Annotated in this window: 15 protein-coding genes, 1 other RNA gene and 1 pseudogene; 12 read left to right on the top strand and 5 right to left on the bottom strand. The window is 72.6% G+C overall.

The annotated features are described in order from the left end of the window. Positions 1-98 precede the first annotated feature (98 nt). The 4 genes from AC068B_RS01700 to AC068B_RS01685 all read left to right on the top strand — a co-directional run bounded on the left by AC068B_RS01700 (position 99) and on the right by AC068B_RS01685 (position 4337). Positions 99-1187: an ABC transporter substrate-binding protein gene (locus tag AC068B_RS01700; RefSeq protein WP_478668301.1), complete on the top strand. Its 1089-nt coding sequence runs from the start codon at positions 99-101 to the stop codon at positions 1185-1187. A gap of 209 nt (positions 1188-1396) precedes the next feature. Continuing rightward, positions 1397-2248, top strand: a complete 852-nt coding sequence (locus AC068B_RS01695; protein ID WP_356261664.1) for a Nif3-like dinuclear metal center hexameric protein — start codon at positions 1397-1399, stop codon at positions 2246-2248. Next, positions 2245-2988 carry a zinc ribbon domain-containing protein gene (locus AC068B_RS01690; protein WP_356262675.1) on the top strand — a complete coding sequence of 248 codons (744 nt, stop codon included), beginning with the start codon at positions 2245-2247 and terminating at the stop codon, positions 2986-2988. Before AC068B_RS01695 ends, AC068B_RS01690 begins: the two co-directional genes overlap by 4 nt. A gap of 56 nt (positions 2989-3044) precedes the next feature. Beyond that, positions 3045-4337: a bifunctional RNase H/acid phosphatase gene (locus AC068B_RS01685; RefSeq protein WP_478668299.1), complete on the top strand. Its 1293-nt coding sequence runs from the start codon at positions 3045-3047 to the stop codon at positions 4335-4337. A gap of 22 nt (positions 4338-4359) precedes the next feature. Here AC068B_RS01685 and AC068B_RS01680 read toward each other — a convergent pair whose 3' ends face one another. Both AC068B_RS01680 and yaaA read right to left on the bottom strand, forming a co-directional pair. Next, positions 4360-5040 carry a bifunctional 4-hydroxy-2-oxoglutarate aldolase/2-dehydro-3-deoxy-phosphogluconate aldolase gene (locus AC068B_RS01680; protein ID WP_478668298.1) on the bottom strand — a complete coding sequence of 227 codons (681 nt, stop codon included), beginning with the start codon at positions 5038-5040 and terminating at the stop codon, positions 4360-4362. Positions 5041-5139: 99 nt separating this feature from the next. Beyond that, a complete protein-coding gene (yaaA, locus tag AC068B_RS01675) occupies positions 5140-5946 on the bottom strand; it encodes a peroxide stress protein YaaA (protein ID WP_478668297.1) in 807 nt (268 codons plus the stop codon). A gap of 595 nt (positions 5947-6541) precedes the next feature. On the opposite strand from yaaA, the gene AC068B_RS01670 reads away from it, so the two are divergent. After that, positions 6542-7984 carry an RNB domain-containing ribonuclease gene (locus AC068B_RS01670; RefSeq protein ID WP_478668295.1) on the top strand — a complete coding sequence of 481 codons (1443 nt, stop codon included), beginning with the start codon at positions 6542-6544 and terminating at the stop codon, positions 7982-7984. Here AC068B_RS01670 and AC068B_RS01665 read toward each other — a convergent pair. Continuing rightward, complete coding sequence (locus tag AC068B_RS01665; protein WP_478668294.1) at positions 7966-8226, bottom strand: hypothetical protein; 261 nt, start codon at positions 8224-8226, stop codon at positions 7966-7968. The genes AC068B_RS01670 and AC068B_RS01665 overlap by 19 nt on opposite strands. After that, a pseudogene (locus tag AC068B_RS01660) lies at positions 8192-8506 on the bottom strand (MerR family transcriptional regulator); the annotation flags it as partial. The pseudogene AC068B_RS01660 and the gene AC068B_RS01665, both read right to left, overlap by 35 nt. Positions 8507-8666: 160 nt before the next feature. Here AC068B_RS01660 and AC068B_RS01655 point away from each other — a divergent pair. The 4 genes from AC068B_RS01655 (at position 8667) to AC068B_RS01640 (ending at position 11938) form a co-directional block, all read left to right on the top strand. After that, positions 8667-9125, top strand: coding sequence for a DUF4260 family protein (locus tag AC068B_RS01655; RefSeq protein WP_478668293.1), 459 nt, complete (start codon positions 8667-8669; stop codon positions 9123-9125). Between the two features lie 52 nt (positions 9126-9177). Then, positions 9178-9702 carry a TetR/AcrR family transcriptional regulator gene (locus tag AC068B_RS01650; RefSeq protein ID WP_478669207.1) on the top strand — a complete coding sequence of 175 codons (525 nt, stop codon included), beginning with the start codon at positions 9178-9180 and terminating at the stop codon, positions 9700-9702. A 267-nt stretch (positions 9703-9969) separates the two neighbouring features. Next, positions 9970-10387, top strand: an RNA gene (gene rnpB, locus AC068B_RS01645) — RNase P RNA component class A. A gap of 117 nt (positions 10388-10504) precedes the next feature. Further along, positions 10505-11938 (top strand): DEAD/DEAH box helicase, encoded by a 1434-nt coding sequence (locus tag AC068B_RS01640; protein WP_478668291.1) that lies wholly within the window; start codon positions 10505-10507, stop codon positions 11936-11938. A gap of 162 nt (positions 11939-12100) precedes the next feature. On the opposite strand, the gene AC068B_RS01635 is transcribed toward AC068B_RS01640, so the two are convergent. After that, complete coding sequence (locus tag AC068B_RS01635; RefSeq protein ID WP_150183830.1) at positions 12101-12319, bottom strand: response regulator transcription factor; 219 nt, start codon at positions 12317-12319, stop codon at positions 12101-12103. A 258-nt stretch (positions 12320-12577) separates the two neighbouring features. Here AC068B_RS01635 and AC068B_RS01630 point away from each other — a divergent pair, with 258 nt between their 5' ends. Genes AC068B_RS01630 through AC068B_RS01620 form a run of 3 tightly spaced genes read left to right on the top strand, consistent with a single transcriptional unit; the run spans position 12578 to position 24674 of the window. Then, on the top strand, positions 12578-13897 hold the full coding sequence (locus tag AC068B_RS01630; RefSeq protein WP_478668289.1) for an MFS transporter: 1320 nt from the start codon (positions 12578-12580) through the stop codon (positions 13895-13897). Then, the gene (locus tag AC068B_RS01625) at positions 13894-17235 is read left to right on the top strand and encodes a type I polyketide synthase (RefSeq protein WP_478668288.1); all 3342 of its coding nucleotides are present in this window, start codon (positions 13894-13896) and stop codon (positions 17233-17235) included. The genes AC068B_RS01630 and AC068B_RS01625 overlap by 4 nt, the downstream gene beginning before the upstream one ends. Further along, the gene (locus AC068B_RS01620) at positions 17232-24674 is read left to right on the top strand and encodes a MupA/Atu3671 family FMN-dependent luciferase-like monooxygenase (RefSeq protein ID WP_478668287.1); all 7443 of its coding nucleotides are present in this window, start codon (positions 17232-17234) and stop codon (positions 24672-24674) included. The genes AC068B_RS01625 and AC068B_RS01620 overlap by 4 nt, the downstream gene beginning before the upstream one ends. The last annotated feature ends 107 nt before the right edge of the window (positions 24675-24781 follow it).

Raw genomic sequence — 24781 nt, 5'->3', positions numbered from 1 at the left:
GTGACGGGGGCGACTGCTCCGAAAAGGAAAATTCCGCTTATGGTGAGGCGAACCTAAGCTCGGCCCGATCGCGGGCAGCGCACCCCCCTGGAGTCCCGATGCCCGTGTCCATCCGATCCGTACGGTCCGCCCGGTCAGTCCGGTCCGTACGGCGAAATCGCCGCGGCACCGCTGCAGTCGCCCTCGCCGTGACGGCCGCGCTCTCGCTCGCGGCCTGCGGGTCGGGCGACGACGGCTCCGGCAAGTCCGACAACGGCAGCGGCAGCAAGGCCGTCGCCCAGGGCGGCGACGACTTCGCCAAGGCCGCCGAGCAGACCGCGAAGATGGGCACCACGGCCAAGCCCGGCGAGTTCCCGCGCACCCTCACCCACGCCCGCGGCAAGACCGAGCTGACGAAGCGGCCCCAGCGCGTGGTGGTCCTGGACGTCGGCGAGCTCGACAACGTCGTCTCGCTCGGCGTCAAGCCCGTCGGGTACGCCCCCACCGAGGGCGACGACGGCATCCCCGGCTACCTGAAGAAGGACGCGGGCAGCCCGAAGAACGTCGGCACGATCAACTCCCTCAACCTCGAAGCGATCGCGAACCTCAAGCCCGACCTGATCCTCGGCAGCGAGCTGCGCGCCGCCAAGCTCTACCCGCAGCTCTCCAAGATCGCCCCCACGGTCTTCTCGATCCGCCCCGGCTTCACGTGGAAGGAGAACTACCTCCTGAACGCGGCCGCGCTCGACAGGACGGCGAAGGCCAAGGAGGAGCTCTCCGCGTACGAGAAGAAGGCGAAGACCCTCGGCAAGGAGATCGGCGCCGCCCACGACGGCAAGCCGACGATCACGATGCTCCGCTACATGCCGGACCGCATCCGCCTCTACGCCAAGGCGTCCTTCATCGGCACCATCCTCGACGACGCGGGTCTGCCGCGGCCCAAGAACCAGCAGGTCAACGATCTCGCCACGGAGATCAGCCCGGAGAAGATCGACCAGGCCGACGCGGACTGGATCTTCACGGGGGTCTACGGCGACGCGGAGAAGACCGGCCGCTCCGGCGCCGAGAAGAACCCGCTGTGGAAGAAGCTCGACGCGGTGCGGAACGGCCAGGCGAAGGACGTGCCCGACGAGACCTGGTACCTGGGCCTGGGCGTGACCGCCGCGAACTCCGTTCTGGACGACCTGAGGGACACCCTCGCCTCGTAAGGGGCGCCCCGTCAGGGGCGCGGGGAACTGCGCGCTCAGCGCGCGACAAGCCGCAGTCGCGTCTGCGGCGTGCTCGGCAGCCGCGACTGCGGCTTTGTCCGTGGTCGCTCGCGCAGTTCCCCGCGCCCCTGGAGGGGCTATCCGTAGCGGCCCCGTAGCGGTACGTGACGCGCGACATGCCGAGCGCAGCGGGAAGGTAGCCTTTCTCCGTGCCCCGTCTGTCTGAAGTCATCGCCGCGCTCGACGCCCTGTGGCCCGCCGAACTGGCCGAGAGCTGGGACGCGGTCGGCACGGTCTGCGGAGACCCCGAAGCGGAGGTCTCCCGGGTCCTCTTCGCCGTCGACCCCGTCCAGGAGATCGCCGACGAGGCGGTCGCACTGGGAGCCCAGCTCCTGGTCACCCACCACCCCCTCTACCTGCGGGGTACGACGACGGTCGCGGCGTCCACCTTCAAGGGCCGGGTCGTCCACGACCTGATCAAGCACGACGTCGCGCTGCACGTCGCGCACACCAACGCCGACCGCGCCGACCCCGGCGTCTCCGACGCACTCGCGGGCGCCCTCGACCTCCGCGTCGAACGCCCGCTCGTGCCGGACCCCGCCGACCGGCAGGGCCGCCGCGGCCTCGGCAGGATCTGCGCACTCGACCACCCGCTGACCCTCGCCGAGCTGGCCGAGCGCGCCGCGAAGCGGCTGCCCGCCACCGCGCAGGGCATCCGCGTCGCGGGCGACCCCGACGCGCTGATCCGCACCGTCGCCGTCAGCGGCGGCTCGGGCGACAGCCTCTTCGACGACGTACGCGCCGCGGGCGTGGACGCCTTCCTCACCGCGGACCTGCGCCACCACCCGGTGTCGGAGGCCCGCGCGCAGACACCGCTCGCGCTGCTCGACGCCGCGCACTGGGCCACCGAGTGGCCGTGGTGCGAGCTGGCCGCGGCGCAGCTCGACGAGATCTCCGACCGTCACGGATGGGGACTGCGCGTCCACGTCTCGAAGACGGTCACCGACCCCTGGACCGCCCACGCGGCCTCACCTCACGAATCAACTGGAGCCCCCAACTGAACGCCGCGCCCGCCGATCAGATCCGACTGCTCGACGTCCAGGCCCTGGACGTACGCCTGCAGCAGCTCGCGCACAAGAAGAAGTCGCTGCCCGAGCACGCCGAGATCGAGTCGCTGACCAAGGACCTCACGCAGCTGCGCGACCTGCTCGTCGCCGCGACGACCGAGGAGAGCGACTGCGCCCGCGAGCAGACCAAGGCGGAGCAGGACGTGGACCAGGTCCGCCAGCGTGCGGTCCGCGACCAGCAGCGCCTGGACTCCGGTGCCGTCACCTCGCCCAAGGACCTGGAGAACCTCCAGCGGGAGATCGCCTCGCTGGCCAAGCGCCAGGGCGACCTGGAGGACGTCGTCCTCGAGGTCATGGAGCGCCGTGAGTCCGCGCAGGAGCGCGTCACCGAGCTCACCGGCCGGGTCTCCTCCGTCCAGTCGAAGATCGACGACGCGACGGGCCGCCGCGACGCCGCGTGCGAGGAGCTCGACGGCGAGACCGCCACGGTCGGCAAGGAGCGCGAGGTCGTGGCGGGTTCGATCCCGGACGACCTGCTCAAGCTCTACGACCGGCTGCGCGAGAAGCAGGGTGGCATCGGTGCCGCCAGGCTCCACCAGCGGCGTTGCGAGGGCTGCCGCCTCGAGCTCGACATCACCGAGGTCAACGAGGTGAAGGCGGCGTCCCCGGACAAGGTCGTGCGCTGCGAGAACTGCAGTCGCATCCTGGTCCGTACGTCCGAGTCCGGCCTGTAGGGACGTAAGGACCTCAAGGACCTCAAGGACCTCAAGGACGTAAGGACCTCCTGGAGATGCGCGAGTTCATCGTCGAGGCCGACGGCGGCTCCCGGGGCAACCCGGGGCCCGCGGGCTACGGCTCGGTCGTCATCGACGCGGCCACGGGGGAGACCCTGGTGGAGGCCGCGGAGTACATCGGCGTCGCGACGAACAACGTCGCCGAGTACAAGGGCCTGGTGGCCGGTCTCAAGGCCGCCCACCAGCTGGACCCGGCCGCCGTGGTGCACGTGCGCATGGACTCCAAGCTCGTCGTCGAGCAGATGTCGGGCCGCTGGAAGATCAAGCACCCGGACATGAAGCCGCTGGCGGCGGAGGCGGCCCGGGCCCATCCGGCGTCCCAGGTGACGTACGAGTGGATCCCCCGGGAGAAGAACAAGCACGCCGACCGGCTCGCGAACGAGGCGATGGACGCGGGCAAGCGGGGTGAGCAGTGGTCGCCGTCGGCGTCCACGGCGGAGTTCGACGCGCGGGCCGCGCGGTCGGCCGCGGAGGCTCCGGCGGGGCCGCCGGGGGACGCGGTGGCGGGTGCGGCGCGGGCGCGGGCTGCGCTGGCGGCGGGCGGTACGGGGGCTTCGGGGGCTACGGGAGTGGCTTCGGTGTCGCCCCTGGCGGTGCCTGACGCGGTGGCTTCGGCGGTGCCCGAGGCGGCTGCTCCGCCCGTCGGCTGGGCCGCGCCCGCCGACCTCGGCGCCCCTGCCACCTTCGTCCTGCTGCGGCACGGCGAGACCGCGCTGACGCCCGAGAAGCGGTTCTCCGGAAGCGGCGGGTCCGATCCGTCCCTGTCGGACGTCGGCCGTGCGCAGGCCGAGCGCGTCGCGGCCGCACTCGCCGCCCGCGGCACGGTCCAGGCGATCGTCTCCTCGCCGCTCAAGCGTTGCCAGGAGACCGCACACACCGTCGCCGCCCGCCTCGGGCTCGACGTCCACCTCGAAGACGGCCTGCGCGAGACGGACTTCGGGGCCTGGGAAGGGCTGACCTTCGGCGAGGTGCGCGAGCGCCACCCGGAGGAGCTGAACGCGTGGCTCGCCTCGCCGAAGGCCGCGCCGCCCGGCGGCGAGTCGTTCGCGGCGGTCTCCCGCCGTGTCTCGGCCGCCCGCGACCGGCTGACCTCGGCCTACGCGGGCCGCACGGTCCTGCTCGTCACGCACGTCACGCCCATCAAGACGCTGGTGCGGCTCGCGCTCGGCGCCCCGCCGGAGTCCCTGTTCCGCATGGAACTCTCGGCGGCGTCGGTGTCGGCCGTGGCGTACTACGCGGACGGCAACGCGTCCGTGCGCCTCCTCAACGACACGTCGCACCTGCGCTAGCGGGTGCGGGTGCGGGCGCGCCTCAGCGCAGGGACGCTGCCTCGCGGGCCAGCGACTCCACGCGGCCCCAGTCCTTGGCCTCGACGGCGTCGGCGGGCAGCATCCAACTGCCGCCCACGCAGCCGACGTTCTTCAGCGCGAGGTACGACGGGGCGGAGCCGGGCGTGATCCCGCCCGTCGGGCAGAAGCGCGCCTGCGGCAGCGGGGCGCCCAGCGACTTCAGGTAGGCGGTGCCGCCCGCGGCCTCCGCCGGGAAGAACTTCATCTCCCGTACGCCGCGTTCGAGCAGCGCCACGACCTCCGAGGTCGTCGAGACGCCCGGCAGGAACGGCACGCCGGAGCCCTGCATCGCCTCCAGCAGCGTGTCCGTCCAGCCCGGGCTGACCAGGAAACGGGCGCCCGCCTCCACGGAATCGGAGACGTTCCGCGCGGAGATGACGGTGCCCGCGCCGACCACCGCTTCCGGCACCTCGGCGGCGATCGCCGAGATCGCGTCCAGCGCGACGGGCGTCCGCAGCGTCACCTCGATCGCGGGCAGCCCGCCCGCGACGAGGGCGCGCGCCATCGGCACGGCGTCGTCGAGGTCCGAGACGACGACTACGGGGATGACGGGGGCGAGGTCCAGGACGGAGGTGGGCTCGGGGGAGGGGGATGAGGAGGGGGACGGGGACGGGGACGGGGACGGGGACGCGGAGGAGGTCATGGGAGCATCCTGCACCGGTGCATGCAGCATGCGCAAAGCCCGTTGCAAATAATGCAACGGGCTTGCGTGGTGACTGCCTGGTGACTGCCTGGTGGCTCCTCAGTGGATCTCGCGAACCACCACGTCGAGAGCCCACGGCTTGCCCGCCTTGGCCGGGGCCTCCGCCTCCACGACGTGCCCCAGGTCGTGCAGCGCCTCGACCAGCTCGGCCGGGTTCTTCGGGCTGGTCCCCGTCGTCAGCAGGGACCGGACGATCTTGCCCTTCGTCGCTTTGTTGAAGTGCGACACGACGGACCGCTTCTCGGTGCCGGTCTTCTCGTCGACCTGCGCGTGCAGCACCCGGACGGTCGCCGTCCGTCCCGCGACCTCGCCCTTCGGCTTCCACGCGGCGGTGTACGCGGACGACCGGAGGTCCAGGACGAGACCGTCGCCCGCGGCCTCGGGCATGACGGAAGCCATCGGCGTACGCCAGTACGCGCCGAGCGCGCCGAGGCCCGGCAGCTTCACGCCCATCGAGCAGCGGTACGAGGGGATCTTGTCGCCCACGCCGACGGCGCCCCACAGTCCGGAGAAGACGAGCAGCGAGCGGGTGGCGCGGCGCTTGGCGGCGGCGTCGAGCGAGGCGAGGCCGAGGGCGTCGTAGAGCACGCCCGTGTAGACCTCCCCGGCGGGGCGGGCGCCGGCGGTGCGCAGCTCGATGTTCTTCGCGACCTCACCGCGCAGGCCTTCGCTGAGGCCGAGCACGGTGCGGGCCTTCTCCTCGTCCGCGGCACACAACTCGACGAGCTCGTCGAGAACGGCCTGCCGTGCCTGGGTGAGCCCCGGCAGCGACAGACTCTCCGGCTTGAGCGGAGCACCACGGCCGGAGGGAGCCTTGCCTTCGGACGGCGGCAGCAGGACGAGCACGGTGGGACTCCTTCAGGGGTACGTGAGGGGGGTGCGGCCCCTGCGAAAGGGTACGGGGCGCGGTGGTCTGGCGGGGGCGCCTTGGGTGGGGGTCTGTGCTTGGGGTTCGTCGGTGGGTGCGCTTTGGGTGGGCGTCTGCGCCTGCTGTCTGCTTGTGGGTGCGGGGCCGCGGGGGTATGTACGTACTCGCTATCCCTACGCCGCGCCTGATGAGCTTCTGGCTGTCAGGTTCGGCTCGGTGCTCCGTGCGCACATACCCCCGCGTCCCCTCGCGTCTCGTACGCGGCTGCGGCCCGGCGGGGGCGGAGGGCCTCCCCGGCCGCTGGTCTTGCTGGCGGCTGCGGGGTGTCCCACCGACCCCCGCCCTGCCCACGGCGGGGCAGCCCCGGCCCCTACTCCCGCTGGACGTCGCGGGGTAAACGGGTGGGTGGGTGGGGGACATCCGCCGCGGAGCGGCGGGACTGTTTGGGGCTGCACGGGGTATCCGGGAGAGCCCACCCGCCGAGGCCCCCGGTATGGGGGGCCACAGGGCGCCGTCAAAGCCCGGCGTACGCCGCAGCGTGCCGTGGGGCGGTCGGGGCCATACGCTCGACGCATGCCCCGCCGCCACTTCCGCGTGACCGCCGCAGCCGAGGCTCCCCTGCGGGCCGCGCTGCGTGAGCTGCGTACGAGACTCGACGTACCGGAAGAGTTCGACGCCGACGTCCTCGCGGACGCGGACCGGGCCGCCGCGTCGCCCCGGCTTCCGGAGCGCGACGCCACGGACCTGCCCCTCTTCACCGTCGACCCGCCCACCTCCGTCGACCTCGACCAGGCCATGCACCTGGCACGGCGCGACGGCGGCGGGTTCCGGGTGACGTATGCGATCGCCGACGTCGCCGCGTATGTGACGGCTGGCGGGCCGCTCGATGGTGAGGCTCATCGCCGCGTCACCACCCTGTACTTCCCCGATGGGAGAGTTCCGCTGCATCCCACCTCGCTGAGCGAGGGCGCCGCCAGTCTGCTCCCCGGGCAGACCTGCCCGGCCGTGCTGTGGACCATCGACCTGGACGGGGAAGGCCGCACCGAGCGGACCGACGTGCGCCGCGCCCTCGTCAGGAGCCGCGCGAAACTCGACTACGCAGGGGTGCAGGCGGCCATCGACGACGGCACCGCGGAGGAGCCCGTCGCGCTGCTGCGGGACATCGGCCGACTGCGCGAGCAGTTGGAGGTCGAGCGCGGCGGCATCTCCCTCGACGTGCCCGAGCAGGAGATCGTCGAGCGCGACGGAGCGTACGAGCTCGGCTTCCGCGCCCCGCTCCCCGCCGACGGCTGGAACGCCCAGATCTCGCTCCTCACCGGCATGGCCGCCGCCGAGCTCATGATCGCCTCGGGGACGGGCGTGCTGCGGACGCTGCCCACCGCCCCCGACGGCGCCGTGAGCCGTCTGCGCCGCACCGCGGGGGCGCTGCACATCGACTGGCCGCACCACGTGTCGTACGCGCAGCTCGTACGCTCCCTCGACCCCCGCCGGCCGCACCACGCCGCCTTCCTCCAGGAGTGCACGACCCTGCTGCGCGGCGCGGGCTACACGACGTTCCGCGGCGGCGACGTCCCCGAGCTCACCACCCACGCCGCGGTCGCCGCCCCCTACACCCACTGCACCGCCCCCCTGCGCCGCCTCGTCGACCGCTACGCCGCCGAACTCTGCCTCGCGGCCTGCGCCGAAGAACCGCCCCCGGAGTGGGTGCTCGCCGCCCTGGACGAGCTGCCCAAGGAGATGGCGGACGGCACCCGGCGCGGCAACACCGTGGAGCGGGAGTGCGTGGACATCGTCGAGGCCGCACTGCTGGAGGGGCGGGTCGGCGAGATGTTCGACGCGGTGGTGGTGGATGTGAAGGAGAGCGAACCTGCCGTCGGAACCGTGCAGTTGGCGGAGCCCGCCATCGTGGCCCGGATCGAGGGCGGCTCGGCGAAGCTGCCCCTGGGAGAGCGGCTGCGGGTCCGGCTCACCCAGGCCGACCCGGGTACGGCGAAGGTTCAGTTCGCCCCCGCGTGACGGTGGTCCGTGGGAGACGCCGGGCGGGCGGGCAGCTGTTCCTTGAGGGCGGTGAGGAGCCGCGTCGGGTCGTCCGCGTGCAGGCGGATCGTCTTCACCTCGCGCCGTTTCCCCAGGAAGCCGACGGCCGTCACGGGTTCGGTCAGCTCCAGGGTGAGTGACGTCGTCGAGGCGACCGGCAGGTCCAGCACGCCGTCGGCTGCCTCGTGCGTGAAGAGTCGCTCCGCGCGCCCTGCGTTCACGGATCGCGGCCTCCTGTCGGGCGAGGTCCGCGTCCAGTTCGCCTAGAACCTCGGCGAGCTCGCGGCCTGCGTCGTCCGCCAGTACGTCCCGTACCTCGGCGAGGCCCAGGCCGAGCTCGGTCAGCCGCCGGACGCGGGCCAGGACGACGGCGTGCCGCAGCCCGTACTCGCGGTAGCCGTTGGGGCGCCGCTCGGGCTCCGGCAACAGGCCCTGGTGGTGGTAGTGCCTGATGGCGCGCGTGGTGACGCCGACCAGGGCGGCGAGTTCTCCGATCCGCATGAGCTCAGTAGAAACGTTGACGCTGCGGCAAGGTCAAGCGCGCGGTCCGGTGGGTGTGTCAGGGAATCTTGCGGTGACCCCTTGACGGCTAACAGTGTTAGCCGTAGGTTCTGGCTAACGATGTTAACCCGCGAGGTTCCGTACTTCGGAGGAGGACTCCATGAGCGCCCTGACCCCGACTACCGTGACCGCCACCCCGGCCCCGGCCACCACCGTCCCCACGTCCCCCGTGCAGCGCGCCCTCGCCGTGACCCGGCGTACGGCCTGGTTCGCCAACGCGCTCTTCTGGACCGCCTTCGCCGTGCTCGAAGCCGTCAATCACGGCTGGCTCGCGGGACTGCTCGCCGGTGCCTTCTTCATCGCCCCGGACCTGACGTTCCTGGCGGGCCTGCGGGACGCGCCCCACATGGCGAAGGGGCAGCTGCCGCCCCGCGCCGTCCCGTACTACAACACCGCGCACCGCGCGCTGCTCCCCGTCGCGCTCATCGCGCTCTACACCTTCACGCCCGTCGTCTGGGCCCCCGCCTTCGCCGCCCTGTGCGGCTGGCTCGCCCACATCTCGTACGATCGCGCCTTCGGCTATGGACTGCGTACGAAGGACGGCTTCCAGCGTGGCTGACCAGCAAGAGCCTCAAGAGCACGAGCGCCAGCAGCAGGCAGGTGGTCTTCCTGTGTGGGGTCAGCACCTCACACCCCGCGCCAGGGAGATCGTCGCCGCCGCCCGCGCGCTCCTCGAGGAGTCCGGTGCCGAGAAGCTCACGATGCGCTCGCTCGCCGACCGGCTCGGCATCAAGGCCCCCTCCCTCTACAAGCACTTCCCCGACAAGTCCGCGGTGGAGGTGGAGCTGATCGCGCAGATGCTCGACGAGTCCGCGGTCGCCTGCGAGGCGGCCGAGACCGCCGCCCCCGGCTCCCTCGACGCCCTGACCGAGGCCTACCGCGCCTACGCCCTGCGCCATCCCCACCTCTACCGCCTGGCCACCGAACGCCCCCTCCCGCGCCACGCCCTGCCGCAGGGCCTGGAGGAGCGGGCCGCCGCACCCCTGATGCGGGCCTGCGGCGGGGACACCGATCTGGCCCGCGCCGCCTGGGCGTTCGCGCACGGCATGGTCATCCTGGAGATCCACGGACGGTTTCCCGACGGCGCGGACCTCGGGGCGGCGTGGAAGAGGGGCTCGCGGGCGTTGGACCGGTGAGACGGCCGGGCGGTGCATCACTGGGGGAGCGGGCAGCCGATGAACGGTGGGGGTGCGGAGACGGGGTGGGCCCGCGAGCAGGCGGTGTGGGCCCGTGCCCCGCTCGGGCCGTGCGGCAGGTGGCGGCGGGCGTCACCTTCCTCTCCGAGCCGCTGACGGGGGACGTCGTGGCGGCCTTCGCGCTGATCCTCGCCGGATCGTTCCTGGCGACGGCGGCCGCGGGACCGGGCCGGGGGGACCGGCGGGTACCATGGTCGGCACGGCAGACGAGCCGGGCGGGCGGCCGCGTGAAGACCCCTTCGGGGGCCCTTCCCGAGGAACGTCCGGGCTCCACAGGGCAAGGTGGTGGCTAACGGCCACCCGGGGTGACCCGCGGGACAGTGCCACAGAGAACAGACCGCCGGGGACCGCAAGGCCCTCGGTAAGGGTGAAACGGTGGTGTAAGAGACCACCAGCGCCTGAGGTGACTCAGGCGGCTAGGTAAACCCCACCTGGAGCAAGGTCAAGAGGAAGCGCCTCTTCTCAGGAAAAGGCGCTTCTGCGCGGACGATCGAGGGCTGCCCGCCCGAGTCCGCGGGTAGACCGCACGAGGCCGGCAGCAATGCCGGTCCTAGATGGATGGCCGTCACCGCGACGTCCGCGAGGACCCGCGGTACAGAACCCGGCGTACAGCCCGGCTCGTCTGCCCCACCCGCTCCGGCCCGGCCGGAGCGGCGCTCCACTCCGGCCCGCGCCCGCTGGGCCGAAGCCTGCCGGGCCTTCCTCGGTACGCGTACGCTCCCGATGCGGAAGGCTGCTCGCCATGAACCCCCAGGACCGCCCCGGCACCCCGGCCGCCGCAGACTCTCCCGATTCCGGTACTCCTGATTCCGCTGCCTCCGCTTCCGCCTCCGCTTCGGCTTCCGCTTTCGCGGACCTGGGGCTGCCGGGCGCGCTGCTGCGCAAGCTCGACGAACTCGGCGTCACCGAGCCCTTCCCGATCCAGGCCGCCACCCTGCCCAGCGCCCTCGCGGGCCGGGACGTCCTGGGGCGCGGGCGCACCGGCTCGGGCAAGACGCTCGCCTTCGGTCTGCCGCTGCTCGCACGGATCGCCGGGCGGCGCGCCGAGTCCAAGCAGCCCCTCGGGCTGGTCCTGGTGCCCACCCGTGAGCTCGCCCAGCAGGTCACCGAGGCGCTCATGCCGTACGCGGAGGCGCTGCGGCTGCGGCTGGCCACGGTCGTCGGCGGCATCTCGATCGGTCGGCAGGCCGCCGCGCTGCGGGACGGGGCCGAGGTCGTCGTGGCCACCCCCGGACGTCTGCACGACCTCATCGACCGCAAGGGCTGCAGACTGGGCCAGGTCCGGATCACCGTCCTCGACGAGGCCGACCAGATGTGCGACATGGGCTTCCTGCCGCAGGTCACGGAGGCCCTCGACCAGGTGCGCCCGGGCGGGCAGCGGATGCTGTTCTCGGCCACCCTGGACCGCGACGTCGACCAGCTGGTCAGCGGCTACCTCAACGACCCCGTCGTCCACTCCGTCGACCCGTCCGCGGGCGCGGTCACGACGATGGACCACCACGTCCTGGTCGTCCACGGCCCCGACCGGTACGCCGTCGTCACGGAGATCGCCGCCCGGGACGGCCGCGTCCTCCTCTTCCTGGACACCAAGCACGCCGTCGACCGGCTCACCCGGCACCTGCGGGACAGCGGCGTCCACGCGGCGGCCTTGCACAGCGGCAAGTCCCAGCCGCAGCGCTCCCGGACCCTCGCGCAGTTCAAGGGCGGCCAGATCACCGTCCTGGTGGCGACCAACGTCGCGGCCCGCGGCCTGCACGTCGACGACCTCGACCTCGTTGTCAACGTCGACCCGCCGACCGACCCCAAGGACTATCTGCACCGCGCGGGCCGCACCGCCCGGGCCGGTGAGTCCGGCCGCGTCGTCACCCTCGTGCTGTCCGCCCAGCGGCGCGAGATGACCCGCGTGGCCGCCGAGGCAGGCATCGAGCCGACGGTCACCAAGGTGCGCTCGGGCGAGGCGCAGCTGACTCGGATCACCGGGGCGAAGGCGCCCTCGGGCACCCCGCTCGACGGCGGCCCCGGCACGGGCCGCAAGAACACCAACGCCCCCTTCCGCGGCCTCGGCACCACCAAGGACTCCTCCGGCGGCACGGGCGGCAAGCCGTCCCGCAAGTCCGGCGAGGCCCGCAAGCTCGCGGAGGCCCGCAGGGCGGCACGGGTGCGGCGCGGCGGCTGAACTGCACCAACCGGAGCCGCCGCCGCGGTACTTCCCGCTCTCCCCCGACGGGCGGGAAGCTCCCCCCGAGCGGCGGCGGCCCCGGTCGTGCCTCATTGATTTCATCGGTCGGCGCGTTGTCTCACAGCCCCTGTTCGTGCCCGTGGACAAAAAACAGGGCCGTCAGCAGTCCTCCGTGTGGCTGAGGTGGATCAGATGGGCCACCGTGGGCGCGGTGCGCTTGCTGCGGATGCGGCGCAGGTACGTGCTCACGGTGTGCACGCTGATGCCCAGACGCCTGGCGATCTGCTTGTGGGAGAGGCCTGCCGCGATATGGGCCAGCACCTGACGCTCCCTGTGGGACAACGCCGGCGGGTTCGGGGGGCGGCTGCTTACTGGCATCTTCCCTCCGGGAGGGACTGTCAACAGGTACGACGGCTGTGGCCGCAACGTGATCTAACCATGGTCGTGAAGAAACAGAAAGGAAACCCCGCGCACTCAGGGGAGACGTGGCGCTACTGAGCGCGACGGATGGTGTCAAGTCCCCAATTCGAGGGACTGTGTGCGCGCTTCGGGGCGGGTGAGTGTGAAGACGGCCTCGGCTGAGCGCAGCCGTGCACGTTCTCAATGGCAGCCCGGCGCGTGGACCAGGGGGGAAGCTTGCGGCACTTTCGTCTGCTCGTCGTGGGCAACGGCATATCGGCGTACGGCAGTTACCTGAACATGGTCGCCCTCAACGTCTTCATCTATGAGGTGACCGACAGCGCCCTGGCCGCGGGGATCTTCATGGCCGTACGCCTGTTGACCAGTGTCGTCTCCGGCTTTGTGAGCGGACGGCTGGTCTCGGCGTACGACCGGAAGAGGTTGATGGTCGGCGCCGATCTCACGCAGTGCGCCGCCATGATAGCGCTGCTGCTCGCTCCCGACGGGGGACGTGCGGGGCTGTTGTACGTGCTGGCCGTCGTGACCGGCTTCTGCTCGACCCTCTCCGGCGTCGCGCTGCGCAGCAGCATCCCCGAGATCGTCGGCGGCGAGCTGCGCCTTCGGGCCAACTCGCTCCTCGCGACCGGGCGTTCGCTGGCCATGATCGCCGGTTTCGCCTCCGCGGGTGTCGTGGTCGCGCAACTGGGCTACGTCGCCGCCATCTCCCTGGACGCCGCCACCTTCGCGGTCTCCGCTTGCGTGCTGCTCTCCCTTCCGATTCGTACGAGGGCGGAGCGGGAGAAGGAGGCCGGGGCAGGTGGGGAGGTCGTTCAGGAGAAGGCGGTGAAGGGGGCCCTCGGAGGGGGCGGCGGTGCTCTGCTCCTGCTGCGTGCCGCACCCGTTCTCGCCCTCATGATCGCGCTCAGGGCCGCGGACGGCCTCGGCTCCTCGTCCCACAACGTGGCGCTGCCGGTCTACTCCAGCGACCTCGACCCGTCCCATCCGGCCACGTTCGTCAGCCAGTTCTGGGCCACGTGGGCCATCGGCAACATCGTCATGCAGCAGCTGTGCGGGCGGTGGGCGGGGCGTGGCGGGCGGCAGGGGCCGGGGGAGCGGGCGTTCGCGGTCGGGGCCTGTGTGATGTCGGCGGCGTTCATCGTGGTCTTCGCCGGGCTGCCCACGTACGTGGCGGTCGCGGCCGCCCTCGTCGCGGGCATGGCCGACGGGCTCACCGAGATCGCCTACGTCACCCGTCTCCAGGCGGCCCCCGACGAGCAGCGCGGTCGGCTGTTCGGGCTCTCCGCGTCGGTCGAGAACACCGGATTCGGCCTCGGCATGCTGGTCAGCGGCGCGCTCCTGGACCGCTTCTCGCCGTTCCAAGTGGTGGGCCTGCTGCACGGGTTGGCGATCGTGCTGTGCGTCGGGATGTTCGTCGCCCTGGTGCGCCAAGGGCGAAGGACGGAACCACCACCGGCGGCGCAGGATCCGCCGGACCGGACGAGCAGCGACCCCGTGGAGCGCGAGAGCGAGCGCGAGAGTGAGAGCGAGGCCAGATGACCACCGCCACCGCCACTTCCGCCCGTGATGCCGTGGCCGTCGTCGGCATGTCTTTCCGGCTGCCCGGCGCCGACACCCCGGAGGAGTTCTGGCGCACGATCCGCGACGGCGCCGACCGCATCCGCCGCTTCACCGACGCCGAACTCGCGGCCGCTGGGGTGCCCGAGGAGGAGTACCGGGCCGAGGAGTTCGTCGGGGCGAGCGGCGTGCTCGACGGCATCGCGGGGTTCGACGCGGGGTTCTTCGGGATGAGCGCGCACGAGGCGCGGATCACCGACCCGCAGCAACGGCTGTTCCTGGAGTGCGTCCACCATGCGCTGGAGAACGCGGGGTATGCGGGGGACCCGGGGGGTACGAAGGGCTCGGGCGGCGGTCGCCATGACGTCGGGGTGTACGCCAGTACCGGCTACCACCTCTACTCCCTCCAGACCTACCTCCAGAACAACGTCCTCCAGGGCGGCATCGCGGACTGGGTCGCCGGACTGCAGGTCACCATCGGCAACTTCACCGACTTCACCGCCAACCGCGCCGCCTACCGGCTCGGCCTGACGGGCCCCGCCGTCAACATCCAGACGGCGTGCTCCAGTTCGCTCACCGCCGCCTACCTCGCCGCGCAGTCTGTGGTCGCGGGGGAGTGTGACATCGCTGTCGCCGGTGCCACCGCCCTCCATGTGCCGCAGGTGCTCGGCTACCAGTACGTCAAGGGTTCCATCCTCTCCAAGAGCGGCTTCCTGCGGCCCTTCGACGCCGACGCGGACGGGACCGTCGGCGGCACGGGCGTGGTGGCGGTGGTACTCAAGCGCCTCGACCGGGCCGTCGCGGACGGCGACCACATCCACGGCGTCATCCGGGGCTGGGGGGTGAACAACGACGGCGCGGACAAGAGGGCGTTCAGCGCGCCCAGCGCGGACGGCCAGCGGGGAGCGATCCGCCGCGCCCTGCGGCGGGCGGGCGTCGACGCGGCCACCGTCGGCTATCTGGAGACGCACGGCACCGGCACGTTCAAGGGCGACCCCATCGAGTTCGAGGGAGCCACGGCCGCGTTCCGCGCCGACACCGACCGCACGGGGTACTGCGCGCTCGGCTCGGTCAAGGCCAACATCGGTCACCTCGACGTGTGTTCGGGCCTGGCGAGCCTGGTCAAGGCGCTGCTGGTGCTGCGGCACCGCGTCATCCCGCCGATGGCCAACTTCCGCCGCCCCAACCCGGCCCTGGACCTCGCGGCGAGCCCGTTCTACATCCCGGAGTCCGCCCGCCCGTGGCCCGCGGACGACGGGCCGCGCAGGGCCTGCGTCAGCTCGTTCGGGGTCGGCGGCACCAACGTCCACGTAGTCCTGGAAGAGGCCCCCGAGCCCGCGCCCCGCCCGGCCGCCGACGAGCCGGAATTACGGGCACCGGGCGTCCTGGTGGTCGCGGGACACACGGAGAAGGCGCTCACCGACAACGCCGAGGCCCTCCGCGACCACCTGCGCGCGCACCCCGCGACGCACCACGCCGACCTCGTGACCACGCTGGCCGTCGGCCGCTCCCACCGCAGACACCGGCTCGCGCTGCGGGGCGACACGGTGGCCGCGCTGACCGGTGCGCTGGACGACTGGCTCGCGCAGCGGCAGTCGAAGTCGTCCGCAGCGCCGGTCGTGGGGGGTGCCGAGGTCGGGTTCCTCTTCACGGGGCAGGGCAGTCTCCACCGGGGCGCGGCCCGCGACCTCCACGAGCGCTTTCCCGTCGTACGCGAGGTCCTGGACGCCTGCGAGCGGCAGTTCGCCGGGCTCACCGGCGGGGACAGCCTCCTCGGTCCGCTGCTCGGCGCCGCGGGCGAGGGCCCGGGGGAGCCGGTCCTGGCGACCGAAGTGGCGCAGCCCGCCCTCTTCGCGCTGCAGTGCGCCCTGGTCCGGCTGTGGCGGGAGGCCGGGATCGAGCCGGGCGTGGTGGCCGGGCACAGCGTGGGGGAGTACGGCGCGCTGTACGCGGCGGGCGTGCTGAGCATGGCGGACGGGCTGCGGCTGACCGCAAGGCGGGGCAGGCTCATGCGGGAGCGGTGCGCGCCGGGCGCGATGGTCGCGGTCCCGACGGACCTGCGGACGGCGGAGAAGCTGGCCGCGGAGGTGCCCGGCGTGGAGCTCACCGTCACGAACGGCGAGCAGAGCCAGGTGCTCGCGGGCCCGGCGGCCGCCATGGCACGCCTGACGGAACTCCTCGCCGGGCGCGGCATCCACGCACGCGAACTCCCCGTGCGGCAGGCCTTCCACACCGCCCTCATGGACCCGGTCCTCGACGGGCTGCGCGAGCTGGTGGGCGGGGTGCGGCTGAGGCCGGGGCGCGTGCCGTTCGTGAGCGGACTCGACGGGCGCACCCGGCCTGCCGGGTGGGTTCCGGACGCCGACTATTTCGTACGTCAGGCGCGCGAACCGGTCCGATTCCTCGACGTACTGCGGGAGTTGGACGCCTCGTACGACGGCGTGGGCGCGCTGATGGAGATCGGCCCGCACACGACACTCAGCGGCCTGGCCCGTCGGGAGCTCCGGGGGCTACCCGGCCGGACGGCGCATCCTTCGCTGCGGCGCGGCGCGGGGCTCGAACCGCTGTGGGACGCGGCCGCCGGGCTGTACCGGGCCGGGGCGCCGGTCGACTGGCGGACCTTCATGGGCGGGGCGGGACGCAGGATTCCGCTGCCCGGATACCGGTTCCAGCACAAGGACTACTGGACAGGGCCGGAGAACCACCTTCCCCGGCCCGTACAACCCGTACGACCCGAACGAGAACGTGTACGAGCGACAAGGGATGGGGCGGAAGTGGCACAGGACGAGGCAGCCGTCGAGCGGGTGCTCCAGCACATCATCAAGGTCACCGCGAAGCACCTCAGCTACGACACCAGCGAGATAGCCGAGGACGCGTCCTTCTTCGACCTCGGCGCGGACTCGCTGCAGATGATCGGGGTGCTCCGGGAGCTGGAGGAGGAGCACCAGGTCAAGGTGTCGATGCGGGAGCTCTTCGAGGAGGCGGGGACGGCCAGGGGGCTCGCGGTGATCATTGCGGGGAAGTCCGCGGGGGCGGATGGTCCGTCGCTTGCGACGGCTCCCTCGGTTTCGCTGGCTCCTTCGGCTCCTTCGGCTCCTTCGGTTCCTTCGCCCGTGATGCCTGCCCCGGCTCCTGTGGCTCCGGTAGAAACGGTTGTGTCGCCGCCCTCCGCCGAGTACGCCACCCGGCGCGAAGTGGACGACCTCGTCCGGCAGGTCCACCAGTTGGCGCAGATGCAGCTGCAACTGATGGGACAGCTCTCGCAGTTGCTGGCCGCGCAGACGTCGCACGTCGCCGCCGACGGGAAGGCGGGACGGTGACCGGGACCGAGTACGCCGACCGTTCGGCCGCCGCCGCCGCGGTCGACCAGGATCTCGCCGCGATGGCCGAGCTCTCGCAGCGCATCGCCCGGCAGATGGGCGCCCAAGAGGAGCCCGAGCCGGATGCGGGGCCGGATGCGGGGCCGGAGGCGGCGGAGCCCCCGGCGTCCAGACCGGCCCAGCACGGGCCGCGCCCGGAGGTCGCCCGCGGCTCGGGGATGATCCGCACCAACGCCTCCGACAGCCAGCGGGCCCACCTCGACGACCTGGTGCGCCGCTACACCGCGAAGACGCCCACGTCGAAGAGCATCGCCCAGCGCTACCGCCGCGTGCTCGCCGACAGCAGGGCGGCGGTCGGCTTCCGCAGCAGTACGAAGGAGATGCTGTACCCGATCGCGGGGCGGCGGGCGCGGGGGTCGTGGCTGGAGGACATCGACGGCAACCGGTACGTCGACATCACGATGGGGTTCGGCGTCCTGCTCTTCGGCCACGAGCCCGCCTTCGTCACCGATGCGGTCCGCGAGCACCTCTCGCGCGGCATCCAGCTCGGCCCGCGCAACGTGGAGACCGGCGAGGCCGCCGAGCTGCTCGCCGAGCTGACCGGCATGGAGCGCGTCGCCTTCGCCAACTCCGGTACGGAGGCGAACTCCGCGGCCATCAGGCTCGCCCGCGCCGCCACCGGGCGCTCCCGCATCATCACCTTCGAGGGCGCGTACCACGGCCACAACGACAATGTGCTCGGCCGCTCCCCGCGCACCGGTGGCGAAGGCCTCACGACCGTCCCGATGTCCGCGGGCGTCCCGCACAACGCCGTCGCCGACCTGCTCGTCCTGCCGTACGGCAGCGAGGAGAGCCTCGCCGTCATCGAGCAGCAGGCCGCCGACATCGCCGCGGTCGTCGTGGAGCCCGTCCAGAGCCGCCACCCCTCCCTGCGGCCCGCCGACTTCGTGCGTCGGCTTCGCGAACTGACCCGGCGATACGGCATCGTGCTGCTCTTCGACGAGATGCTGACCGGCTTCCGCCCCGCGCCGCGCGGCGCCCAGGAGCTCTACGGGGTCACGCCCGACCTGGCCACGTACGGAAAACTGCTGGGCGGAGGCTTCCCCATCGGGGCCATCGCGGGCCGTGCCGACATCATGGACGGCATCGACGGCGGCCACTGGAGCTACGGGGACGCCAGCTACCCGGCCGCCGACACCACCTTCTTCGGCGGCACCTACATCCAGCACCCGGTGTCGATGGTCGCCACCCGTGCCGTGCTCGCCCACCTCAAGGAGCACAGCCCGCGGCTCCAGGAGCGGCTGAACGCCCGCACGGACGAACTGGCCGCCACCCTCAACGCCTTCTTCGAGGCCGAGGGGTTCGCCCTGAGCATGAGCCACTTCGGCTCGATGTTCCGCTTCGAGCACCGCGCGGACATGGAGCTGCTCTACCACCACCTCATGCTGCGCGGCGTGCACGTGTGGGAGTGGCGCAACTTCTTCCTGTCCACCGAACACTCCGACGGCGACGTCGAGTTCATCGTGGACGCGGTGAAGGACTCGCTGCGGGAGCTGCGCGGTGCGGGGTTCTCCCTCGGCAGCCCGGGTGGCGCCCGCGCGGGGGCCACGCGACGGTCTCCCCAACCTGTCCCCGTACCCGCTCCGGCTCCCGCACCCGCGCCCGCTCCCGTGGCCAAGCCACAGGCCATGGCCTGGAACAGCGCGGCGGCGACCGTGCAGCCGAAGCAGCAGCAGCCCGCCCGCCCTCTCGACTTCGGCGTCTACTTCTTCGGGGACTACCCGCAGGACGAGGCGGGCCCTCGGCACGGCAAGTACGACCACCTCCTGGAGACCGCCCGGTTCGCCGACCGCCACGGCTTCCACTCCCTGTGGATCCCCGAGCGGCACTTCCACTCCTTCGGCGGGCTCTTCCCGAACCCCGTCGTGCTCGCCGCCGCGCTCGCCCGCGAGACCGGGCGCATCCGCATCAACGCGGGGTCCGTCGTGCTGCCGCTGCACGACCCGATCCGCGTCGCCGAGGAGTGGTCGATGGTCGACAACCTCTCCGGCGGCCGGATCGGCATCGGCTGCGCCAGCGGCTGGCACGCCAACGACTTCGTCTTCTTCCCGGAGCGCTTCGGCTCCCACAAGGAGAAGATGTACGAACAGGTCGCGGAGGTACGGCAGTTGTGGCGGGGCGAGCCGGTGCGCCGCACCACCGGGAACGGCGAGAGCGATCTGCGCCTGTTCCCCCGCCCGGTCCAGGACGCCCCGCCGATGTACACGGCGGTCGTCGGCAACCCGGCCTCGTACGAGCTGGCGGCGCGCAACGACGTCGGCATCGTCACCAACCTCATGACGCAGAGCGTCGAGCAACTCCGCGACAACGTCGCGCTCTACCGCCGTACGCGCGCCGAGTGCGGCCTGGACCCGGACGCCGGGCACGTGGCCGTACTGCTGCACACCTACCTCGCCGAGGACCACGCGACGGCCCGCGCCGTGGCGCGCGATCCGCTGTCGCGGTACATGCGCTCGTCCCTCTCCCTGTTCGGCAACGTCGCCAACAGCCTGGACCAGCGGATCGACATGTCGGCGATGACCGAGGACGACCTGGACGTGGTCTTCCGCCGTGCCTACGACCGCTACTGCGACCAGCGCGCCCTCATCGGCAGCCCCGAGAGCGTGCGGCCCGTCGTGGACGCGGTGCGCGCGGCGGGCGCCGACGAGGTCGTCGGCCTCGTGGACTTCGGGGTCGAGCCGGACGCGCTGCGGGACGGCCTGACGCACTTCGACGGACTGCGTCGCGCGTACGTGACGCCTGCGGAGGCCGCACCGGAGCCGGTGCCGGTGCCGGAATCAGTGCCGACTTCAGTGCCGGTTCAGGCGGGTGATCAAGGGGCAGCCCTTTCCCCCGGTCAGCAGCGCGTCTGGTTCCTGGAGCGGATGCTTCCCGGCCGCACCGCGTACAACGAGACCAAGGCCATCGAGCTCGAAGGCCCGCTGGACGTCCCAGCGCTGCGGGCCGCGCTGGGCGAGCTGGCCGCGCGACACGGCCAGCTCCGCACGGTCTTCCGCGAAGTGGCGGGCGAGCCGCGCCAGTTCACGCGTCCGCCGGGCGAGGTGGACTTCGAGGTCGTCGACGGCACGGCGGGCGGCGACCCGGTCGCCGACGTGCTGAAGGCGGAGAGCGGGCGCCGCTTCGATCTGGCGGAAGGGCCGCTGTTCGTCACGCGCCTCGTCCGGCTCGGCGAGCGGCGGCACGTCCTCGTCCTGTCCCTGCACCACATCGTGATGGACGCGGCCTCGGCCGCCGTCCTCGCCCGTGACGTGTCCGCCCTCTACCGCGCGCAGCTCCCGGGCGCCCCGGCCGCGGACCTCCCCGCCCTCACCCGCACCTACGCCGACCACGCCCGCGGCCAGCTCGACGCGCTCGGAGGCCCGAAGGCGGCCGAGGACCTGGCGTACTGGAAGAAGGCGCTCGACGGCGACCTGCCCGTCCTCGCCCTGCCGACCGACCGGCCGAGGCCCACCGTGATGACGTCCAACGGCCGCGCCCTGTTCCGCACGCTGGACCCCGAACTATCGTGCAGAGTAAGGGAGTTCGGGCGTAAGCGCCGCAGTACCCTCTTCATGACCCTGCTCGCGGGCTACGCGGCCGCGCTGCACCGCGTCACCGGCCAGGACGACCTCGTCATCGGCACCCCGATGTCCGACCGCACGCCCGAGTACGAGGACGTGGTCGGCTTCTTCGTCAACACCCTGGCACTCCGCCTCGACCTCTCAGGAGCCCCCGACTTCGGCACGCTCCTCGACCGGGTGCGCGGGGTGGCCCTGGACGCGTACGACCACGCCGACGTGCCCTTCGAGGCGGTCGTACGGGAGCTGGCGCCGCCGCGCGCCCTCGACCGGACGCCCGTGTTCCAGACGCTCGCCGAGTTCGAGACCGGCGACCCCTTCCGCTTCGACCTGCCGGGGGTGCGGGCGACGCCGCTCGACTCGGGTCCTGACAAGGCGCTGACCGACCTCAGCGTCTACTTCACCGACCTGCCCGACGGCATCCGCTGCCACCTGGAGTACCACACCGACCTCTTCGACGAGGCGACGGTCGACGCGCTCTTCACGACGTTCCGGGACGTCCTCGCCGAAGCGGTGGGGATGGGGGGCGGCACGGACGCGGTGCCGAGGGAGTGGCGGCACGGGCCCGTCCGGCAGCGGACGAGCAGCACCGTCGACTCGCTGACGTCGCGGTGGGCCCAGGTGGCCCCCGGCCGCACCGCGGTGATCAGTGGCGAAGACACCCTGACGTACGGGGAGTTGGAGGAGCGTGCCGAGCGGCTCGCGGCGGTGCTGCGGACCGTGGCGGGAGGCGACGCGCCGGTCGCCCTGTGGCTGCCGCGCGGCGCCGATCTGATCGTCGCGATGCTCGCGGCCCTCAAGTCGGGGCGCGGCTATGTGCCGCTTGACCCCGGTCAGGGCCGGGCGCGGGCCGAGGCGATCCTCGCGGAGAGCGGTGCGCGGATCCTGGTGACGCACGGTGGTGCGGACACGGACACGGACACGGACACGGACACGGGCACGGACACGGACGCGGAGGTGCGGCAGCCGGAGGTGCCGGACGGGACGACGGTGATCGACGTCGCCGCGACCGGCACCCTCTCCGCCGCCCCTTCGGTGACGGCACCGCCCACCTCCGAGTCCCTCTGCTTCGCCATCTACACCTCGGGCAGCACCGGCACACCCAAGGGCGTCGCCATCCCGCACCGGGCCGTCGTCGACGTCTGCCAGTGGCACCACGAGCGCTTCGGGTTCACCGCGGACGACCGCAGCGCCGCGGTCTGCAGCCAGGGCTTCGACGCCGCGGCGCTGGAGATCTGGCCCGCGCTGACCGCGGGCGCCACGGTCGTCGTGGCCGACGAGGCGGTCCGCAAGGATCCGGCCGCGCTGGCCCGCTGGTATGCGGACCGGCGCGTCACCTTCTCGATCCTGCCGACGGCCCTCGGCGAGGCGGTCCTCGCGCTCCCCGAGTCCCAACAGCCGCCGCTGCGGCACCTGTTGCTCGGCGGCGACGTGATGCGCACCCGCCCGCGCCCCGGCGCTCCGTACGAGACGGTGAACGTGTACGGGCCGACCGAGGTGACCGTGCTGTGCACGGCCGCGACGGTCGGGCCGCGCCACGCGGAGCCGCGCACCTCGGACGGCCCCGGCCAGCCGATCCCGATCGGTCGGCCCGTGCACAACGTCACGCTCCGGGTGCTCGACGCGGACGGCCGTGAGGTGCCCGCCGGAGAGGTGGGGGAGCTGTACGTCGGCGGTCCCGGCGTGGCCGCCGGGTACCTGGGCCGTCCCGGCCTGACGGCGGAGCGCTTCGTCCTTGATCCGCGGGGCGCCGAGGGGCGGATGTACCGCACCGGCGACCTGGTGTGCTGGCGCGGCGAGGGCGCGCTGGAGTTCCGTGGCCGGACGGACGACCAGGTGAAGATACGCGGCTACCGCGTCGAGCCCGAAGAGGTCTCCCGCGCGCTCAACGCCCTGGCCGGAGTCCGCGAAGCGGTCGTCCTGGCCCGCCGCGACCGGCACGGCGACGCGCGACTCGGGGCCTACGTCATACCGGAAGGCCCCCATGACCACCAAGGCCGTCATGAGCGGGCATCGGCGCAGGAGCTCAGCGACCGGCTGACGGCGGAGCTGGCCGACCTGCTGCCCGACCACCTGGTGCCCCGCGCCTGGGCCGTCCTGCCCGAGCTGCCCCTGTCCGGCAACGGCAAGCTGGACCGGGCCGCGCTGCCCGAGCCCGGCATCGTGACGAATCCGACCGGCCCTGCGAAGCCGACCCCGACCCCGAGCGCGACCCCGGTGCCCGTCGAGGCCAGGCTGAAGCGGCTCTGGGCCCGGGAGTTCGACCTCGACGCGTCGGCGATCGCGCCGGACGCCTCCTTCTTCGAGCTGGGCGGCCACTCCATCACGGCGATCCGGCTGGCCAACGGCGTGCGGGAGGAGTTCGGCGTCGAGTACCCCGTCGCGCGCTTCTACGAGGAGCCCACGCTCCGGGCGATGGCGGCGTACCTGGCGGGAGCCGTCGACGAAACCGGAGACGGCGACGCGGCGGGAGACGCGGTGGGGGACGCGGTGGGGGACGGCGACATCCCGGCCCGCGCCCCCGTCACCGCCCAGCAGGCCGCCTTCATCACCCGCCACAGCACGCACCCCCGCCCGCAGATCTACAACGTGGCGATGCGGCTCACCTTGACGGGAGTGCTGGACGTACCGGCCCTGCGCACCGCCCTCACCGAACTCGTCGCCCGGCACGAGGCGTTGCGGACACGCTTCGTGGAAGACGGCGGCGAATGGTGGCAGGAAGTGCTGCGGCCGCGGCCGGTGGAGTTGCCGGAGGAGGACCTGTTCGCGCGGCACGGCTCGGCGGCCGCCGCGGCCGAGGAGGCGGAGCGCCTGGCGGGGGACACGGCAGCCGTCCCCTTCGACATCAGGGCCGAACTCGGCCCGGTCCTGCGCCTGTTGCGCGTGGACCGCGACCGGTGGGTGCTGCTCTTCGTCCTGCACCACGCGGCCTGCGACGGCTGGTCGGTCAGTCTTCTGCTGCGCGAGCTGGCGGCTCTCTACCGCACGGAGGTCACCGGGGCGCCGCACGGCCTCGCGGATTCCGGCAGCCTCCCGCAGCCGGGTGAGTACGCGCGCTGGCAGCGTGAGCAGAGCCGTACGCAGGACAAGGGCCGGTTGGTCGACTACTGGGCGCGGCAGCTGGAAGGCGCCCCCTTCGGGATGCCGCTGCCGCTGGACCGGCCTCGCCCCGCGGAGCTGAGCGGGGCCGGTGACGTGGTCCTGTTCACGGTGGACCGGGCCGCGCGGGCCGATGTGGAGGCGCTGGCCCGACGGCACCGGACGACCCCCTTCGTGGTGACGGCGGCCGCGATGGCCCGCCTGGTCGCGGAGGTGGGGGAGGGGCCGGACGTCGTGCTCGGCATCTCCTACGCCAACCGTGAGCGGCGGGAGTTCGAGGCGCTCGCGGCCTGCACGGTGTCGTCCTTCACGCTGCGGATACGGGGCGGCGCGGCCGCGTCGTTCGGGGCGCTGGTGGACCAGGTGGCGCGCAGCGCGGTCGGCGCCATCGACCATGCCGCGCCGATCCGTGCGGTGGCGGCGGACGTGAGCGCCGTGCTGGGCACCGAGGTGCCGGACCGGCTGCCGGTCGGCTTCCAGTACCAGAGCTCTCTGGAGACGGAGGTCGAGCTGCCGGGCCTGACGACGGCGGTCGAGGACCTCGCGGTCCCGGGCGCGCGCTCGGAGTTCAACTTCGGACTGATCCCGACGGGCGACGTGCTCTCCGGATACCTGGAGTACTCGACCGACCTGTGGGACCGGGCCACGGTCGAGGCCTGGACCGAGCGGTACGTCGGGCTCCTGGCGAGGGAGGCGGGGGAGGCGCTGCGGGAAGAGGGGTGAGCCGGAGGGGGTGCGCCTGAGGGGGTGCGCCTGAGGGGGGCGCATGGCGGAGTGTGCCGTGCGGCCGAAATTGGTCGTGACATGTCAAGAATCATGAGACTTGGCCT

This window comes from Streptomyces sp. NPDC042371, assembly GCF_056437465.1.
The sequence above is the reverse complement of the archived record's forward strand: the minus strand, read 5'-3'. Positions and strand labels throughout refer to the sequence as shown.

Bases quoted from the DNA above. Each gene is read 5' to 3' on its own strand.
- AC068B_RS01685 (WP_478668299.1), top strand. From the start codon at position 3,045: ATGCGCGAGTTCATCGTCGAGGCCGACGGCGGCTCCCGGGGCAACCCG.
- AC068B_RS01655 (WP_478668293.1), top strand. From the start codon at position 8,667: ATGAGCGCCCTGACCCCGACTACCGTGACCGCCACCCCGGCCCCGGCC.
- AC068B_RS01680 (WP_478668298.1), bottom strand. From the start codon at position 5,040: ATGACCTCCTCCGCGTCCCCGTCCCCGTCCCCGTCCCCGTCCCCCTCC.
- AC068B_RS01635 (WP_150183830.1), bottom strand. From the start codon at position 12,319: ATGCCAGTAAGCAGCCGCCCCCCGAACCCGCCGGCGTTGTCCCACAGG.
- AC068B_RS01670 (WP_478668295.1), top strand. From the start codon at position 6,542: ATGCCCCGCCGCCACTTCCGCGTGACCGCCGCAGCCGAGGCTCCCCTG.
- AC068B_RS01700 (WP_478668301.1), top strand. From the start codon at position 99: ATGCCCGTGTCCATCCGATCCGTACGGTCCGCCCGGTCAGTCCGGTCC.
- AC068B_RS01625 (WP_478668288.1), top strand. From the start codon at position 13,894: ATGACCACCGCCACCGCCACTTCCGCCCGTGATGCCGTGGCCGTCGTC.
- AC068B_RS01640 (WP_478668291.1), top strand. From the start codon at position 10,505: ATGAACCCCCAGGACCGCCCCGGCACCCCGGCCGCCGCAGACTCTCCC.